At 70.5% G+C, this 18,749-nt stretch carries 7 protein-coding genes; 2 read left to right on the forward strand and 5 right to left on the reverse strand.

Annotation, left to right across the window (positions count from 1 at the left end):
• Positions 1–13 precede the first annotated feature (13 nt).
• From VARPA_RS14395 to VARPA_RS14415, 5 genes are all read right to left on the reverse strand, one after another.
• A complete protein-coding gene (locus VARPA_RS14395) occupies positions 14–1,270 on the reverse strand; it encodes a polysaccharide biosynthesis/export family protein (protein WP_013541303.1) in 1,257 nt (418 codons plus the stop codon).
• 82 nt (positions 1,271–1,352) lie between these two features.
• Complete coding sequence (locus VARPA_RS14400; protein WP_013541304.1) at positions 1,353–2,297, reverse strand: alpha/beta fold hydrolase; 945 nt, start codon at positions 2,295–2,297, stop codon at positions 1,353–1,355.
• Complete coding sequence (locus tag VARPA_RS14405; protein WP_013541305.1) at positions 2,290–3,162, reverse strand: serine aminopeptidase domain-containing protein; 873 nt, start codon at positions 3,160–3,162, stop codon at positions 2,290–2,292. The genes VARPA_RS14400 and VARPA_RS14405 overlap by 8 nt, the downstream gene beginning before the upstream one ends.
• A gap of 6 nt (positions 3,163–3,168) precedes the next feature.
• Positions 3,169–8,259: a non-ribosomal peptide synthetase gene (locus tag VARPA_RS14410; protein WP_013541306.1), complete on the reverse strand. Its 5,091-nt coding sequence runs from the start codon at positions 8,257–8,259 to the stop codon at positions 3,169–3,171.
• Entirely contained in the window at positions 8,256–15,617 is a 7,362-nt protein-coding gene (locus VARPA_RS14415) for a type I polyketide synthase (RefSeq protein WP_013541307.1), read from the reverse strand. Before VARPA_RS14415 ends, VARPA_RS14410 begins: the two co-directional genes overlap by 4 nt.
• 512 nt (positions 15,618–16,129) lie before the next feature.
• Here VARPA_RS14415 and VARPA_RS14420 point away from each other — a divergent pair.
• Together VARPA_RS14420 and VARPA_RS14425 are read left to right on the forward strand one after the other, a co-directional pair.
• The gene (locus tag VARPA_RS14420) at positions 16,130–17,014 is read left to right on the forward strand and encodes a class I SAM-dependent methyltransferase (RefSeq protein WP_013541308.1); all 885 of its coding nucleotides are present in this window, start codon (positions 16,130–16,132) and stop codon (positions 17,012–17,014) included.
• Between the two features lie 248 nt (positions 17,015–17,262).
• Entirely contained in the window at positions 17,263–18,681 is a 1,419-nt protein-coding gene (locus VARPA_RS14425) for a sigma-54-dependent transcriptional regulator (RefSeq protein WP_013541309.1), read from the forward strand.
• Positions 18,682–18,749: the final 68 nt, after the last annotated feature.

The following is an 18,749-nucleotide window of genomic DNA, read 5'->3' on the forward strand; positions in this document are numbered from 1 at the left end:
GGGGCGCGGCGGCCTACCTGCTGCGCGCGGTGTCGCGCGCGAGGTTCACGACCTGGGCGGCCGGCAGGATCAGGCTCGCGACCCGGTTCCACGAGACCAGCGGCACGCGGTCCACGTAGACCACGTCGCGCGGCTTCAGCTCGAAGCGGTCGGCCAGCGCGAGCGCGGCGGGGTTCTTTGCATTGATGTTGAAGATCTCCGGCCCGTCGGAGGTGCTGGATGTGCCGGACGTGCCGGTCGCATCGGCGGTATCGAGCGCGCTGTCGGCACGCCGTGCGTTCCGGATCACGTAGATCTGCCCCGGGTCGGACGAGAACAGGTCGGGCCCGCCCGCATCGCCGAGCGCCTCGTTCAGGCTCAGCCGGCCGTTGCGCATCAGGAGCGCCGAGGGCCGCAGGATCTCGCCCATCACGTAGACCCGGCTGTCGTCGCGGGCGCCCACGTACACCACGTCGCCGTTGCGCAGCGGGATGTTGTTGGCGTCCGCGCCGTAGCGCTTGAGCGCCAGCAGGTCGATCGCCACCGTGCGGTCGCCGCGGGTGAGCAGCACCTGCGAGCGGTCGCCCGCGGCGGTGATGCTGCCGGCGCGGTTGAGCGCTTCCGAGAGCGTCATCGGCACGTCGGTGAAGATCTGCAGCCCGGGCGCGCGCACCTCGCCCTCCACGTAGGCGCGCTGGCTGCGGAACGACTGGATGCGCACGCTGACCTGCGGCGCCTTCACGAAGCCGCGGATGCGCCGCGCGATCAGCTCCGAGGCCTCGCTCTCGGTGAGGCCCTGCAGCTTCGTGCGGCCGATGTACGGAAAGCTGATCTCGCCCGCGGCATCGACGATGAAGCCGGGCGCCACGGTCACGCCGGTGGGGTCGCTCTGCTGCGCGATCACCGCGCCCGCATTGGGCAGCAGCTCGGGATGGTCGTAGACGATGACGCCCACCACGTCGCCCGGCCCGATGGTGTAGGACCTGGCGCGGCCGAACAGCGCGCGCACCTCGGGCGGGAGGCCGGTGTTGCGCGCGTTCTGCGCCTGGATCAGCTCGGGCGTGATCGTCGTCACCTTGCCGGTGCCGACGGAGCCGTCCGACGAACGCAGCATGCCCGGCGTGCCGAAGCCCGGCGCGCAGCCGCACAGCCCGAGCGACAGCAGCATCGACAGCCCAATCCATCGGATCCGCGCCGCAGCGAACGAGGCGCGGGCGCCGCGGCTTGCGGATCCGGTGAAGAACGGAACGCGGGCGCCCTGCGGCGCACTCGCTGGTTCGGTGCGGTTCATGAGGTTCTCCTTGGCTGGTGTGGATCGGGTGATCGGGGGATCGGGTGTGATGAGGTCAGGGGGTCATGAGGGATTCATGAGGTCAGGGCGCGGCCCACTTGGCCGGCATGGGGCGGGCGACGCCCGCGGCCGGGCGGCTCGCGCCGCGCCGTTCCGTGCCGGTGCCGAAGCAGCGCTCGGCGACCCAGTCGCCCACGGTGCGCAGGTACTGCTGCTGGCCCTTGGCCGTGCAGACCGTGTGGTCGACCTCGCGCATGAATTCGTAGTGCAGCGACTGTGCGAACGGTTCGCCGCGGAAGGGGCCGAGCTGGTCGCGGTCGCGGTCGCACACATGCAGCGATCCCGAGTACAGGAGCTGCAGCGCGACGTGCCGCTCGGTCAGCAGCGCCATCGTCCGGCCGAACCAGGCCTGGGTTTCCGCCAGCGATGCCTCCTCGGTGAAAAAGCCCGGCATCGGCTTGGCCGCTTCGCTGCGAAGGAGCCGGCGCTTGAGCCAGCGCTGCGTCTTGCCCGCGAACGAGGGGTGCGCCGGCGCGGCCAGCGCGCGCCGCAGCGTGCGTTCCCAGCGCGTGCGCCGCTGCGGAAAGGCATAGCCGTCGAACAGCGACAGGCCGATCACGCGCGCATCGACCGCGGCGATGGACATGGCGTGCTCCGCGCCCGAGCACATGCCCACGATCGCGAACTGTCCGATGCCCTGCATGCTCTGCAGCAGGTCCATGCCGGCCTGCAGGTCCCGCAGCGCACGCACCGAGAGATCGGCGGCGTCTGCCGGCGCATCGCTGTCGCCGATGCCGCCCAGGTCGAAGCGAAGGCTCGACACACCGCGCGCCGCCAGCGCATGCGCCAGCTTGACGTTGATGCGGCGCGGCCCGACCCGGTGGTTGGCACCCATGTTGAACATGAGGCAGGCCACCGCGGCGGGCGCCTGGCCCGCGGGCGCCGTGACCATGCCGACCAGCGCGTTGTCCGCCCCGAAGCGGACCGGGGTGTGCGTCATGGGCGTGAGGTGCGCTGCGTCATTCATGGAGAGCCCCTTGCAGGCGGTTGAGCGCGTCGGACGGAACCATGGCGCTGTTGGGATAGGGGTCCGCCGTCCAGTCGAGCCGGTGCTGGAAATACGCGAGCCGCACCGGCATGTGGCGCGATTGCTGCTCGGCCGCCCATTGGGGCGTGTGGGTGTCGTCGGGCGGCGTCAGCACCAGCGTGTCGTGCAGCGCGGTGAGCGGCAGTGCGTCCGGCGTGAGCGCGCCCAACTGCTCGCGCAGCGCCGGCGAGAGCAGGGCGCCCAGTGCCTCCTCGGGCAATGCGGCGGGATCGCGGCCGAGGCTCCTGCGCCACGAGAGGTCGGGAATGCAGAAGCTCGCATCGATCGCGGCCACGTGCTGCTCGCGCAGGAAGCGCGCGTAGCGGCGCCCATCGATCACCGGCTCCCACAGCACCAGGCGCACCGGGTCGCAGCGCCCGTTGCGCGCCGCCAGCACCGCGAGCGTGGCCCCCAGGCGCGCGCCGACCCAGACGATGCGCTTGCCCGGTGCGCGCCGGCGCAGTTCCTCGTGGGCCGCGCACAGGTCGCGCCGCCAGCCGTCGAGTTCGCCCTGGCTCTCATCGCCGGGCGAATCGCCCGTGCCGTGGAAATCGAAGCGCAGCGTGGCGATGCCGGCACGAGCGAAGCGTTCGGCCAGCACCTTGAAGAAGCGGTGGGTGCGCAGGCCCTCCTGTCCGAACGGCGGGCAGACGAGCACCGCGCTGTCGTCGGCGCGCGCCTCGTCCGCCGGATGGAACAGGCCGAATAGCTGGCGCGAGCCCGGGCCGAACATGAGGGGCTGCGCCGGCGCGCAGCCCCGGCCGGAGGCGGACGCCGCATGGGAGGCGGTAGCGTGCTGGGCCATGTCGTGTCACCCCTTGCGCAGCAAGCTGCCGAATGCGCGGCCCAGCAGGCTCTCGCCGCGCGATGCGCTCGCGGCCGGGACGGCCGGCAGGCCCGCCAGCTCGCCCGGCTTCGTGTCGGCCGCAGCGTTGCCGTTGCCGCCGTTGCCATCATTGCCATTGCCATTGCCATTGCCATTGCCATTGCCATTGCGGGGCGACGCGATCTGCGCGAGGTTCTCGAACAGGTAGCGCCGCATCTCCACGCGCAAGCCCAGCGTCTGCTCCGCCTGCTTGACCGCGTTCAGCACGAGCAGCGAGTCGCCGCCGAGGTCGAAGAAGTTGTCGCTCGCACGGATGTCGTTGACGTCGATGCCCAGCACGCCGGCCCAGATCTGGGCGAGCGGCGCCTGCTCCGGCGCGAGCAGGCTCGCTGCCGCGGCGCGCCCGCCGGCATCGGCCAGGGGCTTGGGCGCCTTGTCCGCGCGCTCCGGCTCGTCGGCCGCGAGCTTGCGCAGGTAGGCCGCGCTTGCGGAGCCCTCGTCCGAGGCCAGGTAGGCAAGCGTCGCGGCGGGGCGCTCGGCGGCGCGGTGCAGGAGCTCCAGGTAGCGGTCGCGCAGCTGCGCACCGGTCTCGCGCAGGTAGATGTCGGCGTTGTAGATCAGCGCGCCTTCCAGGCCGTGTGGCTTGTCCATCAGCCACACGCCGATGTCGTCGGTCGCGCCGCGCTGCATCAGGTGCATTTGGCGGGTCTGCAGGCTGCCCAGGTGCCGCGCGCGCTCGCGCGCATCCTGGAACGAGAACATCGACTGGTAGGCCCCGGCGTTCCTGTTCGGGCCGCCGAGGCCGTCTCCGGCCACCATCCGCTCGAACGGCACCTGCTGGCAGTTCATGAGCGCGAGCAGCTCCTGCTTCACGCAGCGCATGAAGTCCGGCAGCGACTGGGCGAGGTCGACCCGCAGCGACACCGGCAGCACGTTGTTGAAGACGCCCATCACGTCTTCCGTCTCGGGCTGCAGGCGCCCGCGCACCGGGTTCGCGATGACGACGGCATCGCTGCCGATGACCCGGCTCATGGTGAGTGCATAGAGGCCGAAGGTCAGCATGCTCAGCGTCACCTCCATGCCGCGCGCGATCTCGCGAAGCCTCCCGGTCGTGGCCAGGTCGATGTGGATCCACTGCGTGCCGCCCTGGCCGCTCTTGCCCGCGCGGCGGGGCATGTCGGTGCGGGGCAGGCGCGGCGGCGGCCCGCTCGCCAGCCGGCGGCGCCAGAAGCCCAACTGCTCCTCGAAGGCCGGCTCCCGCATCCAGCCGGCAAGCCATTCGGCGTAGTCGCCGTGCGTGGTCTCCAGCGGCGGCAGCCCGTGCGGACGGCCGCGCTCGGCCGCGTCGTAGATCGCCGTGAGCTCGCGCTGGAACAGGTCGAAGCACCAGCCGTCCCACACCAGATGGTGCGGCACGAACACGAAGGCGTGGTCGTCGTCGTCGACCTGAAACAGCGCCGCATGGGCCATCGGCGCGCGGCGCAGGTCGATGGGCTGGTCGGCGAGTTCCTGCATGCGCTCGGCCAGTTCGGCCTCGCGCTGGTCCGCGGGCAGGCCGCGCAGGTCGATCACCGGCAGCGAAAATTCCACAGCCTGCGCAATCGATTGAACCGGCTGCCCGGTGGCCGGATCGGTGCCCACGCAGGTGCGCAGCGCGGGCTGGCGGCGAATGATTTCGCAAAGCGCCGCCTCGAAGCGCGCTGCATCGAAAGGACCGGTCAGCCGCTGCGCCGAGGGCACGTTGTAGACCGAGCGCCCCGGGTGAAGCTGTTCCATGAAGAGGATGCGCTCCTGCGAGGGCGTCATCGGCGCGCTGGTGCGGTCGATGCGGCAGGCCAGGGGCGCCTGCACGCCGGCGCCGGCGGCTTGCAGGCCGGCAATCGCCGCGGCCAGGCGCTCGGGGGTTGGGGCCTCGAACAGCGTGCGCAGCGGCAGCGCGACCTTGAACTCGCGGGCGAGAAGCGTCGCCAGCCGTGCGGCCAGCAGCGAATGGCCGCCCATCGTGAAGAAGTCGTCCTGCATGTCCAGGCCCGGCAGGCTGAGCACCTGCTCCATCGCCGCGAGCACCGTGCGCTCGGCGTCGTTGCGCGGACCGGCGCCGCGGCGCACCTCGTCGCGCGGCAGCGCCTCCGGCACGGGCAGCGACACCCGGTCGAGCTTGCCGTTGGGCAGCGTGGGCAGCGCCTTGAGCGTGACCACATGCTGCGGCAGCATGAAGGCCGGCAGGTGCTCGCGCAGGTGCTGCATCAGCGCGGCAGGGTCCAGCGCCGCGCCGGGCACCAGCGCCAGGTAGGCCACCAGGCGCACGTCGCCCGGGCGGTCTTCGCGCGCCACCACCACGCTGCGCGAGACGCCGGCGACCTCGTTGCAGCGGGCCTCGATCTCGCCGGCCTCGATGCGGTAGCCGCGCACTTTCACCTGGAAGTCGAGCCGCCCGAGGTGTTCGAGCAGGCGGTCGTTGCGCCAGCGGCCGCGGTCGCCGGTGCGGTAGATCTTGCGGTTCTGGCCCAGCACGCGCGCGGTGACGAAGCGCTCGGCCGTGAGTTCGGCCCGTTCGTGGTAGCCCAGCGAAAGGCCCATGCCCGCGATGCAGATCTCGCCGGGCACGCCGATTGGGCAGGGCTGCAGGTTGCTGTCGAGGATCCACACCTCGGTGTTGTCGATCGGAAGCCCGATCGACACGCCGCGCGAGGCCACCACGTCACGCTGCATGTTCCAGGCGGTCGACCACACGGTGGTCTCGGTGGGGCCGTACACGTTCCAGAGTTCGGCGCAGCGATCGAGCAGCGCGAACGCGAGCCGCCCGCGCACCGCCTCGCCGCCGATCCAGCCGCGAAAGCCCTTGGCGCCGGGCCACTGCGCATCGAGCAGCAACTGCCACATGCCGGGCGTGGCCTGCAGCACGGTGACCGCTTCCGCCTCGAGCAGCGCGCGCAGGCTGTTGCCGTCGATGGCGGTCTCGCGTTGGACCATCACCACCTGGGCGCCCACCGCGAGCGGCAGCAGCAGCTCGATCACGGCGATGTCGAACGAAAGCGTCGTCACCGCGGCGATCCGGTCGTCCGGACCGAGGCCCGGCGCCTTCTGCATCGAGGCGAGCAGGTTGGCCACCGCGCCGTGCGGCACGCACACGCCCTTGGGCAGGCCGGTGGAGCCCGAGGTGTAGATCACGTAGGCCGGGTCCTCGGCCCTGGCATCGCAGACATCCGGCGCGAGCGCATCGGCAGGCGCCTGCAGCCATGCGGTGTCGCGGTCGAGTTCGAACAGCCGCGACCCCGCATCGGCGTTCCACTTGCGCGGCGCGGCGGCGATGTCCGAGGTGGTCACCAGCAGGCTGAGGCTGGCGTCGGTGGCGTAGTGGTCCAATCGCGCCTGCGGAAAGGCCGGGTCGAGCGGCACGTAGGCCGCGCCCGACTTCAGCACCGCGAGCACCGCCACGAGCATGTCCAGCCCGCGCTCCAGGCACAGGCCCACGTACTCGCCGCGGCCGATGCCGCGCGCGCGCAGCGCATGGGCCAGGCGGTTGGAGCGCGCGTCCAGATCGCCGTAGCTGAAGGTGCGTGCACCGTCGCGCAGCGCGGGGCGGTCGGGGTGCTGCAACGCGTGCGCCACGAAACCGGCGTGCGCGAGCGGCGCGCCTTCAACCGCAATGGGCGGGGGCTGCAGCGAGGCCAGCGCGCGCGCGGCTTCGGGCGACAGCACTTCCAGCCGGCCGATCGGCTCGGCGGGGCTGCGCACGGCCGAGCGCAGCACGCACTCGAACATGTCGAGCCAGCGCTGCACGCTCTCCTCGTCGTAGAGGTCGGTGTTGTACTGGGCCTCGATCTGCAGGCCGCCGTCCACCGGCCGCAGGTTGAGGAAGAGCTCGAAGTTCTCGTGGCGGCGCGCCACCGTGTCCTGCTCGACCTTCAGGCCCGAGAAGGTCTGCACGCCCGCGGCCACGTCGGGGTCGACGTTGAACATCACGCTCACGAGCGGCTGGCGGCTCGCATCGCGCTGCAGCGACAGCTTGCCCAGCAGCGCGCCGTAGGTGAGCGCCTGGTGCTCGAAGGCGTCGAGCACGGCGGTCCTGCATTCGCCCATGAGCGTGTCGAAGCGCAGGTCGGCGGGCGCTGCGAGGCGCAGCGGCAGCAGGTTCACGCAGTGGCCCACGAGGCCGGGCATGTCGCGCGCCAACTGGCCCGAGGCCGGAATGCCCACCACGATGTCGTCCTGCCCGGTGAGCCGATGCAGCGTGGCGGCGAAGCCGGCGAGCAGGCCAGCGAAGAGGCTGGTGCCGGTCCGGGCGCTCATGGTGCGCAGCGAGGCCACCAGGCGCCGCTCCAGCAGCCGCTCGGTGCGCCGCGAGGCGAAGGTGCGCACGGCGGGGCGCGGATGGTCGAGCGGCAGGTCGAGCACGGGCAGCGTGCCGCCCGAGAAGCGCTCGAGCCAGTAGTCCACATGCTGCTGCATCTCGGGCCGCGCGGCGTCGGCGGCTTCCTCGGTGGCGAAGGCGTCGAAGGTGGGGGCGGCCTTCAGCGGCAGGCCGTCGCCGGTCTCCTCGGCATAGAGGTGGCCGAGCTGCTCGGTGATCACCGCCCACGACCAGCCGTCGCAGACCACGTGGTGGGCCGACATCAAGAGCTCGTGCTCGCCTTCGCCGAGCCGGTAGAGCTCGGCGCGGAAGAGCGGCCCGCGCTCCAGCGGGAACGGCGTGCTCACCGCCGCTTCGTGCGCGTCCTGCAGGGCGAGCGCGCGGGCTTCGGGGTCGAGCGGGGCGAGGTCGCGCTGCACGAGCGGGTCGGGCCCCGCCTGGCCGACCAGCATGCAGGTGCCGTCCGGCGAGATGGTTGCGCGCAGCGACTGGTGGCGCTCGACGACCCGCGCTACGGCGCGTGCCATCGCCTGGCGGTCCAGCGGGCCGCGCAGCCGCAGCACCACGGAGTCGTTGTAGGCCAGCGATGCCTCGGTGCCCAGCATCGCGCCGAGCCAGACCTCGCGCTGCGATTCGGTCGTGGGAATCACGCATTCGACGAATGCGCCGACATTGGCGGCCGTGCCCATCGCGGCCGGGGTGGGGCGAAGAACGGCGTTCATGCGGCCCGCCCGTTGGGAATCTGGATCGCTTCAGGGGCGGCCGGCACGTACCAGAAGGGCTGGCCGTCGACATCGCGCGCGAGGATCGAGCCCTCTTCCGTGGGCTTGTGCACATCGAAGGCATGCACGGCCGGCGCGCGGCGCGGCAGGAACCCCGACTCCTGCATCTCGGCCACCGATTCCTTGAAGGCGCGCTGGATCGTGGCGATGTCTTCCTGGCTGTGCGCCGTCGTGAGGAAGCACGGGAAGTTGTCCAGGATGTGCACGCCGCGGCTGCGCATCATGGCGAAGAGCAGGTCCTGCAGCGGATGGTCTTCGAGCCAGTTCACGCGCCAGAGCGAGGCGAAGTGGCGAATCGCGATGGGCGCGCCGACCTCGGCGCACCAGGCGGTGAGCTCCCCGGCCATCGCGGCGGTGCTCGCGCCGAGCGCGGCCTGCAGCGCGGGGCCGGCTTCCTTCAGATGTTCGAGCGAGGCCTTGGCCGCAGCCAGCGCGAGCGGATGCCGCACGAAGGTGCCCGCGAAATAGGTGACGCCGACGCCCGGGATGGAGTCGTCGCCGTACTGCCAGGCGCCGCCGTCGAGTGCGTCCATGAACGGCCGCTTGCCCGCGATCACGCCGACCGGAAAGCCGCCGCCGATCACCTTGCCGTAGGTGGCGAGGTCGGCGCGCACGCCGAAGAGTTCCTGCGCACCGCCCAGGCCGGTGCGAAAGCCGGTGATGACCTCGTCGAAGATGAGGCAGGTGCCGCTTTGCGTGGTGATCTCGCGCAGTGCCTGCACGAACTCGCGCGGCTGGAAGTCGGGGCGGCGGCTCTGCACCGGCTCGACCAGCACGGCCGCCAGGTCCTCGGCGTTCTCGCGGATGAAGGCCAGCGCCTCGGGCGTGCCGTAGTCGAGCACGCGCACGTCGCCGAACATGCCGCTCATCACGCCGGGTGCGGCCGAGAGGCCCTTGCCGCCCTTGCCGGCGCGCACCAGCACCTCGTCGAAGGTGCCGTGGTAGGAGCCGGTGAACACCACCACCGTGCTGCGGCCGGTGACGGTGCGCGCGATGCGCAGCGCCGCCATCACCGCTTCGGAGCCGGTGTTGCACAGGCCCGCCCGCTCGCAGCCGGTGAGCTCGCACAAGAGCCGCGTCACCTCGGCCGCGAGCGGATGCTGCGGCCCGATCTCGTAGCCCGCGTCGAGCTGCTTTCTCACCGCCTCCTGCACGAAGTCGGGCTGCCAGCCGAACAGGTTGAGGCCGAAGCCGTTGAGCGCATCGACGTACTCGTTGCCGTCGATGTCCCAGAGCTTCGAACCCTTGGAGCGCTCGACCACAATCTGGTAAGTGATCTCCTTCGTGAGCGGGCGAAAGCCGTTGACCACGCGCGGATCGGCCATGTGGGCGCGGTTGTCCTCGGTGAAGCGCTTGCTGTTCTGCGTGCGCGCCACGTAGCGGCGCACGAACGCGGCCAGCCGCGCCTTCTGCCGCGCGCTTGGCTCCGCGGTGGGCTTGGTGTGGATGCGGGCGATGGCGCCGAAGGCCTTGGCGACGTCGTAGCGCACGGGCTCGCGGGTGGCGTCGGGCGATGCGTCCTGGGCCGGCACCGCGTGTGCCGTCTGCACCGGCACGGGCAGCGGCATCGGCATCGGCATCGGCGATGGCACGCTCATCGCCACCGCCGCGGTCGAGCCGGACAGCAATGCGAGCTGCTGGCGCATCAATTCCATTTGCTGCGCAATCAGCTGGTTCACCGCACCGGTGGAAGGCGAGGGCAACGGACTGGCCATTTGCACCATCTGCACCATCGGCTGCACGGCGGGCAACTGCACGGGGGCCGCCGCGAGTGGCTCGGGCGTGGCCTCGACTTCAGGTGGCAGGCTCTGCTGCAGGAACGCCGCGAGCGCATCGAAGCTGCGGTAGTTCTCCATCAACTGGCGGAAGCTCACGTTGACCTTGAAGGTCTTCTTGATCTGCGTGGCCGCCTGCGTCAGCGTGAGCGAATCCAGTCCGAGCTCGGCGAACATGGCCTCGCCCGCGGCATCGGCCATGTCGATGCCGGAGATGTCCTCGAACAAGCTCCGCAATCGCATGTCCACCGAGGGCGCGCGGGACGCGGCGGGAAGGGAAGGTGAGGGCGGATGGGTCGAAGGCACTGCAGCGGTCACGGTCGGCTCCAATGAAACGGGTGGGACGGAAAGAGCAGGGGCAAGCGCGGGAACGAGTGCGGCCAACATCGGCGCGGCCGAGGCAACTGGCGCGGTGGTGGCCGGGGCCGGGGGCGCGATGTCGACCCAGAGGCGCTTGCGTTCGAAGGGATAGGTGGGCAGGCACACGCGCCGCGCGCCGCCGCGGGCGGACAGCCGCGCGAGTTCGATGTCGGCGCCACAGGTCCACAGGCGCGCGGCCGCGAGCCGCAGCGTGCGGGCCTCGTCGGCCGGCTCGCCGTGCAGCAGCGGGACGGCGGTGACTCCCGCATTCGACGACGACGGGGCCAGTGCCTTCGCGCCGTGCTGGCGCACCAGCGTGGCGAGCGTGTTGCGCGGACCGACCTCCACGAAGACCGGATGCGCGGCCGCCGCCGCCGCGCTCTGCAGCGCGGGCGAGAAGCACACCGTGCCGCGCAGGTGCCGCGCCCAGTAGGCGGGGCTCGTGGCCTCCGGGTCTTCTAGCAACCGGCCGGTGAGCGTCGAGAAGATCGGAATGGCCGGTGCGTGCAGCGCGACCTCGCCGACGAGCGCCTCGAAGGGCGCGACCGCGCCGTCCATCATCGAAGAGTGGAAGGCGTGCGAGGTCTGCAGCGCGCGGCAGGCGATGCCTTCGGCTTCGAGCGCGGCCTGCATCTGCGCGATGGCGTCGGCGGGGCCGGCGGCCACGCAGGCGTTGGGCGCGTTGTCCGCCGCGAGCGAGACGGACGGCCAGGCCGCGAGCCGCGCGGCGAGATCGTCCGCACCGAGCCGCACCGACAGCATCGTCCCCGCGGGCATCGCCTGCATGAGCGCGCCGCGGCGGGCGACGAGGCGAACGGCGTCTTCGAGCCGCATCACGCCGGCGATCACGGCCGCGACGAATTCGCCCACGCTGTGGCCGATGAGCGCGTGCGGCCGCAGGCCCAGCGACAGCAGCCGCCGCGCGAGTGCGTATTCGAGCGCGAAGAGCGCGGGCTGCGTGACCGCGGTGGGCGCGAGCGCGCGCGGGTCGTCGCCGAACATGCGCTCGCGCAGATCGAAATCGGTGACGCCTTCGAGCGCGCGCAGGCAGTCGTAGAAGGCCGCGGCGAACACCGCGTCGCTGGCATGCAGTGCCCGGCCCATGCCGGCGTACTGCGCACCCTGGCCCGGGAACATCAACACCGGCTGCGGCGCGCGCGCGGCGAGGCTGCCGCTCACGCGCCACGGTGCATCGTCCATTCGCAATGCAGCGATGGCGCTTGGGGCATCGGCGGCGACCACGGCGCGACGAAAGGCATGCGCCTTGCGGCCGACGCTGAGCGTGAAGGCCGCGTCGGCGAGCGCGAGGCCGGGGTGCGCCTCCAGATGTGCCGCGAGCTGCTGCGTGGCCACCGCGAGCGCGGCTTCCGAGCGGGCCGACAGCGGCAGCACGTGGATGCCGGTCGCGGCAGACGGCGCGGCGGCGCGCGCCGGCGCCTCTTCGAGCACCACGTGCGCGTTCGTGCCGCCGACGCCGAAGGAACTCACGCCCGCGCGGCGCGGCAGGTCGGCGCGCGGCCAGGGCTGCAGCTGGCTGCTCACGTAGAACGGCGTGCGCGCGAAATCGATGGCCGGATTCGGCGCATTGAAGTGCGCGGTCGGCACCATCACCTCGTGGTGCAGCGACAGCGCCGCCTTGATGAGCCCCGCGGCGCCCGCGGCCGTGACCATGTGGCCCACGTTGCTCTTGAGCGAGCCGAGCGTGCAGTAGCCGCGCGCGTCGGTGTGCTCGGCATAGGCGACGGCCAGCGCCTCGACTTCGATCGGGTCGCCCATCGGCGTGGCGGTGCCGTGCGCCTCGACGTAGCCGATGCTCTGCGCATCCACGTCGGCCGCGGCCAGCGCGGCGCGGATCACCGCGGCCTGGCCGTCCACGCTGGGCGCGGTGAAGCTGGCCTTGGCGCCGCCGTCGTTGTTCACACAGGCACTGCGCAGCACGGCGTAGATGGTGTCGCCATCGGCCTGTGCATCGGACAGGCGCTTGAGCAGCACCACGGCAGCACCGTCGCTGAACACTGTGCCCTTCGCCTCCGCATCGAAGCTGCGCGTGCGGCCGTCGGGCGAGAGCATCGAGCCCTCGTTGTAGAGGTAGCCGCTGCGCGGCGGGCAGGTGACCGAGGCACCGCCCGCGAGCGCCATGTAGCACTGGCCGGTGCGCAGCGCATGGAAGGCTTGCGCCACCGCGACCAGCGAGGTCGAGCATGCGGTGTTCACGCTCACCGCCGGCCCGCGCAGGTTGAGCCGGTTGGCCACGCGGGTGGTGATGTAGTCCTTCTCGTTGGCCAGCATCACCTGGAATTCGCCGACGGCTTCCACGAGGTCGGGGCGCGAAGCGACGTGGCGCTGGAAGTAGGTGGCGTTGTACGTGCCCGCGTACACGCCCACCGGGCCGGGCGCCTCGTCGGGCACGTAGCCCGCGCGCTCCAGGCACTCCCAGCAGATCTCCAGGAACACGCGGTGCTGCGGGTCCATGAGCGTGGCTTCCTTCGGGCCGATGCCGAAGAAGGCGGCGTCGAAGTTCTCGATGCCTTCGATCACGCCGCGCGCCCGCACATAGGCCGGATCGCTGCGCAGCGCCTCGTTCACGCCGGCATCGAGCGTGGCGTCGTCGAAGAAGCTCACGGAGTCGCGGCCCGCGACGAGGTTGTCCCAGAACTGTTCGACGTCGTTCGCACCGGGAAAGCGGCCGGCGGTCGCGATGAGCGCGATCGGCTCGTCGCCGCCGCGCGGCGCGCGTGGGGTGCGCGTGTCCGGTCGCGTGGACGGGGCGTGCTTTGTTTCGGCGGCGGGCTGCAACTGCGCCGCGATGGCGGCCGGCGTCGGATGCCGGAAGAAGAGGTTGGTCGACAGCGGTGGAGCGTGCGGTGCGGCGTCGCGCTGCAGGTCGGCGAGCACCTGCAGCACCAGCAGCGAGTTGCCGCCGAGGTCGAAGAAGTTGTCGTTGCGCCCGACCTTGCTGATGCACAAGGCGCGCGCGAAGGCGGCGCACACCTGGGCCTCGCGTGCGTCGCGCGCTTCCTCGAAAGGCTGCGCGAGTTCGGGGCGTTCGCCCGCGGGCTCGGGCAGCGCCTTGCGGTCGAGCTTGCCGTTGGGCGTGACCGGAAGCTGCGCGAGCCAAACCTGGGCCGAAGGCAGCATCGCCGCGGGCAGGCGCGCCGCGAGGTGCGCGCGCAGCGTGTCCCATGGCAGCGGCTCCGAACGGGCGACGAGATAGGCGACGAGGCGCAGCTGGCCGTCGCTCGCGGGCCTCGCGATCACCGCGCACGACTGCACCGCGGGGTGGGCGAGGATCGCCGCTTCGATCTCGCCGGTCTCGATGCGGTGGCCGCGGATCTTCACTTGCCCGTCGATGCGGCCGATGAATTCGATCGTGCCGTCGGGCAGCCAGCGCGCGAGGTCGCCGGTGCGGTAGAGCCGCTCGCCGGGCGCGCCGAACGGATCGGGCACGAAGCGCGCCGCGGTGAGTTCGGGCTGGCCGAGGTACCCCCGCGCGAGGCCGTGGCCGCCGATGCAGAGTTCGCCGACGAGGCCGCTGGGCAGCAGCGCGAGCGACGGGCTCAGCACGCGCAGCACCGTGTCCTTGATCGGGCGGCCGAGCGGCACGGAGCGAAGCCCGTTTGCGAGGCTCGCCGGGTCGATGCGGTGCGTGGCCGCGAAGGTGGTGCACTCGGTCGGGCCGTAGCCGTTGCTGAGCACGAGGCCGGGCAGGGCGTCGAGCGCGCGCCGCACATGCGCCACCGACAGCGCCTCGCCGCCGGTGAAAAGGTGCTTCAGGCCCGCGAGGTGCTGCGGATCGCCATCGACCACCGCGTTGAACAAGCCTGCTGTGAGCCAGGCCGTGTGCACCTCGTGCCCGGCGATGGTGCGCGCAAGGCCGGCGCCGGTGGGAACCCGTTCGCCGTGGATCACGCAGCGCCCGCCGTTCAGGAGCGGTCCCCAGACCTCGAGCGTCGAGGCGTCGAAGGCGAGCGGCGCCGCATGCAGCACCGCGCGGCCGGGTGCGAACTCGGCGTAGTCCACGCCGACCACCAGTCGCAGGATCGCGCGGTGGCAGATCTCGATGCCCTTGGGCATTCCGGTCGAGCCGGAGGTGTACATCACGTAGGCGACCGATGCGCCGTCGATCACCGGCATATCCGGCACTTCCGGCACATCCGGCACATCCGGCACATCCGGCGACGTATTCGCAGAGCCGCGATGCGCGTTGCCTTCCGTGGCGTCATCGGGATCGCTTGGCAGGAGCACGGCGCCCGCGCCGATTTCGGCGGGCACGAGGTGCCGCAGCGCCTCGGCCACGACCACCCGCACAGCGCCCGCCTGGCCGAGCATGCCGGCGACGCGCTCGGCCGGAAAGTCGGCCGGCACCGGCACGTAGGCGGCGCCCGCCTTCAGGCTGCCGAGCATGGCGACGATGGCGTCCATCGAGCGCTCGAACATCATCCCTACGTTGTCGCCGGGCCGCACGCCCGACTGCCGCAGGTGCTGCGCGAAGCGGTCGCTGCGGCGCTCCAGTTCGCCGTAGCGCATGGCCTCGTCGCCTTCGACGAGCGCCACCGCATCCGGCGTGGCCGCGGCCTGGCGGCTGAACATCGCGGGCACGGTGAGTGCGCGGTCGATTGCGCCGGGCGGCGTGTTCCACGCGTCGAGCTGGTCGCGGCGGTCGGCGTCGGGCAGGGTGCGGATGCTGCCGAGCGCTGCGTCGGGACGGGCCAGCAGATCGGCGGCGGTGTCGGCGATGGCGGCGAGCAGCCGGTCGGCGGCGGCCGCGTCGATGAGGGTCGCCGCGGCGTCGAGCTGCAGGCGGGCGGAGTACCCCGGACGGGCGTCCAGCGACAGGCGGATGGCGTTGTCGCTCTCGCTGTCGTGTGGCGACGCGCGGCGCTGACGGTCGAGCTGCGCGAGCCACGTGTCCGCCGTGCCGTCCGGTTCCGCGCCGAGCCAGCGCGACTGCAGGAGCCGCCACGCCGCGTCGAACAGCGTGTCGGGCAGGAAGCCCATGGTGTCCAGCCACGCCACCCAGCGCTGCGCGAAATCCGCTTCGAGCGTCAGCGTGGCGGCGAGCCGCTCTTCGGTGGCGTCGCGCCGCGGAACGAACAGGTCGTCCAGCGAGGGCGCCGGGGCGGCGTCGGCTGCGGGCGACGGCAAAGCGAATCGAGTGTTCATTTAATTACCAAGCTGAAATTCAATGATTAATTCTTGAATTAAAATTGCCCAATAAAACCAAAACTCCGAAGCTGATCGGCTGCCGCGATCCTAGGAGTTCGGCGAAGTGGCCGTGTGGGTGTTTCAACGGGTTATTACATCCGGATATACATATTTCAGAGACCAACTACCCAATTCGCCATGTTTGAGGTACCCAGACAATGATTTTGAATAATTTGCTGCGAAACTGACGGCGTAATTTACTGATCGGTGTTCGCGGCACGCTCTTCCAATGGAAAGACGGGTATCTCCTGCGAGCAGCGGCTTGCTCGCGATCGGCCGGATCTCCCGGGGGGAGCAAGCTGTTTTCAGGGGGAGAGCGGGTTTTCAGAAAGAACGAAAGCGGCGTCTCTGTAATTTGTATTCAAGAGCCCATCCTGTAACCGGAAGAGAATCAATGGCGGGGGAGTTGAAAAATGCTGGAAATGGATGCAGTATTTGCCAAATTGTCATAACCACTCCGAAGGCTGCATATGCTCAACGACATCCTGTTACCCGACGTTGTTCTCAGGCAATCCGAAGGCTATTGGGAATCCGATCTCCACGGCAATTCGGAAGGCCGATCAGCCAATGCTTTTTATTTCGGAAATAGGGAATGGGCGCAGGAATACTTCGACGCCTGCCACCGCGATGCGCATTTCAGAAGCCGCTGGCTGGCGGCGGCCGGCGGCGATTGGACGGGCAAGGTCGTGGTCGATCTGGGCTGCGGTCCCGGCAATGTCTTTGCCACCGTGGGCGGCAAGCCCAGCATGCTGCTGGGCGTGGATGTGGCGGGCGGTTCGCTCGCATTGGCATCGCGCATCGGCTACACGGCAGTGCTGGCCGATGCGGCGCAAACGCCATTTCGATCGGCCATTGCCGATATCGTGGCCATCAATGCGTCGCTGCACCATTGCGACGACATGGCGGCGGTGCTGCGCGAAGGCGCGAGGCTGGTGCGGCCCAATGGATTGCTCATTACCGACCACGACCCGCAATTGACCGCCTGGGACTACAAGGGCGTCGCAAAGCTGCTTTGGGATGCGCGGCTGTGGATCTACCGGTGGATTCGCCACGGCTTCCACAAGAGCGACACGCAGCAGACGTGGGGGCTGCGAACCGAAATCCACCACAAGCCGGGCGACGGGGTCACGCCGGAATTCTTCAGGGCCACGCTCGAGCCGCTGGGCTTCGAGGTCGATGTCCATGCGCACAACCACCAGATCGGGGCCGACGCGTTCAAGGGCGTGGTGGGGCCCGCGCAGTGGAAATACCGCTTGGGCAACCTGCTGTCGGGCCGCGATCCCAAGGCTCCCGCGAGCGCGCTTTCGCTCATGTGCATAGCGCGCCGCACCGCGCCGGCGCCTGAACTGCCCTAGCTACCTCCTGTAACTGGCCGAACGGCCGTGCAGATGCCTCAAGGCACTGCACGGCTTTCTTGCGTCTGTGCTATTCACAAAACTCGCAAAAAATAGTTCAATTTAGAAACTAATTATTTTGTTCACGCGTAAACATGGCTGACAAGCCGGGTGCGCGGTTTCGTACGCAGCCTCGGGCCATCGGCTCTCAGGCTTCGGGAGGGGCGAGGTACCACCGTGAAAAACGCTGGAACGCAGGGGGAAGCCATTTGGGTCACGCACTGATTGTTGAAGACGACGAAGACGCGGCGCGAATGATCGCCGCGTTGGTCGTGCGCGAGGGCCACATGGTGATGTGCGCCCATTCGATCGCCGCGGCTCGCCGCCTGATCGCCATGCAGCGGCCCGATCTGCTGCTGCTCGATCTGCATCTGCCCGACGGCAGCGGGTTCGATCTGCTGGCAGACACCGAGCTCCTTCGCGACACGGTGCTGGTGCTCATGACGGGCCAGGCGAGCCTGGAGACCTCCATTCGCGCGCTGCGCCTGCGGGCGGCCGACTACCTGGTCAAGCCGATCAACCCGCAGCACCTGAAAGGCCTGCTGTCGCGCCTGATCGCGCCCTCGCAGTTGCGCGCGGAGCTGGACGAGGTGCAGGACCGCTGGCGCGAAACCGGGCGCTTCGGCCACCTGATCGGCCGGTCGCAGGAAATGCAGCGCGTGTACCGCCAGATGTCGCGCGTGGCCGGCACCGCGGTGAGCGTGTTCATCCATGGCGAGAGCGGCACCGGCAAGGAATTGGTCGCGCGCGGCGTGCACGACCTGAGCCGGCGGCGCGACCAGCCCTTTCTGGCGGTCAATTGCGCCGCGCTCTCGCCGCACCTGATCGAGAGCGAGATATTCGGCCACGAGCGCGGCAGCTTCACCGGCGCCGAGCGCCAGCACCAGGGGTTTTTCGAGCGGGCGCACGGCGGCACGCTGTTCCTGGACGAAGTGACCGAAATGCCCATCGAGCTGCAGGCCAAGCTGCTGCGCGTGCTGGAAAGCGGCACCTTCACGCGCGTGGGCTCCACGCAGACGCAGCAGACCGACGTGCGCGTGATCGCGGCGACCAACCGCGACCCTGTCGAGGCAATGACGCGCGGCAAGCTGCGCGAGGACCTGCTCTACCGGCTGCATGTTTTTCCGATCGGTCTGCCGCCGCTGCGCGAGCGCGGCGACGACATTCCGCTCATCGCCCACAGCTTCCTGCAGGAGCTGCACCTGGCCGAAGGCGGTGCGTCGCGCTTCAGCGCGGCGGCGCTGGCGTGGCTGCGCGGCTACGCCTGGCCGGGCAACGTGCGCGAACTGCGCAACGCGGTGCAGCGCGCATGGGTCATGACCACCGGCACCGAGATCGGCGAGGAGTGGCTGTCGACCACGGCAGCCGCACCGTCCCGCTCGCCGCGGCTGCAGGCGGCGCCGTCTTCGCGCGCGACGATGGCGGGCTTCGACGACACCGCGCCCGGCGCCCTGGAGGCGGACGGCGGCGATCTGGTGGTGGCGGTCGGCACGCCGCTCGCCGACGTGGAGCGGCGCGTGATCCTCGCGACCTACGAGAGGTGCGGGCGCAACAAGGAACGCACGGCCGGGGTGCTCGGCATCAGCATGAAGACGCTGTACAACCGGCTGAAGGAGTACCGCGTTTGAGGCGGCGCCGAGATGCGGCCGCGGCGCGCATCGGCTGGGCACTGGGGCGGGGCGGCTCTTGAGGCAAC

It is taken from the genome of Variovorax paradoxus EPS, assembly GCF_000184745.1.
GTDB lineage: Bacteria > Pseudomonadota > Gammaproteobacteria > Burkholderiales > Burkholderiaceae_C > Variovorax > Variovorax paradoxus_C.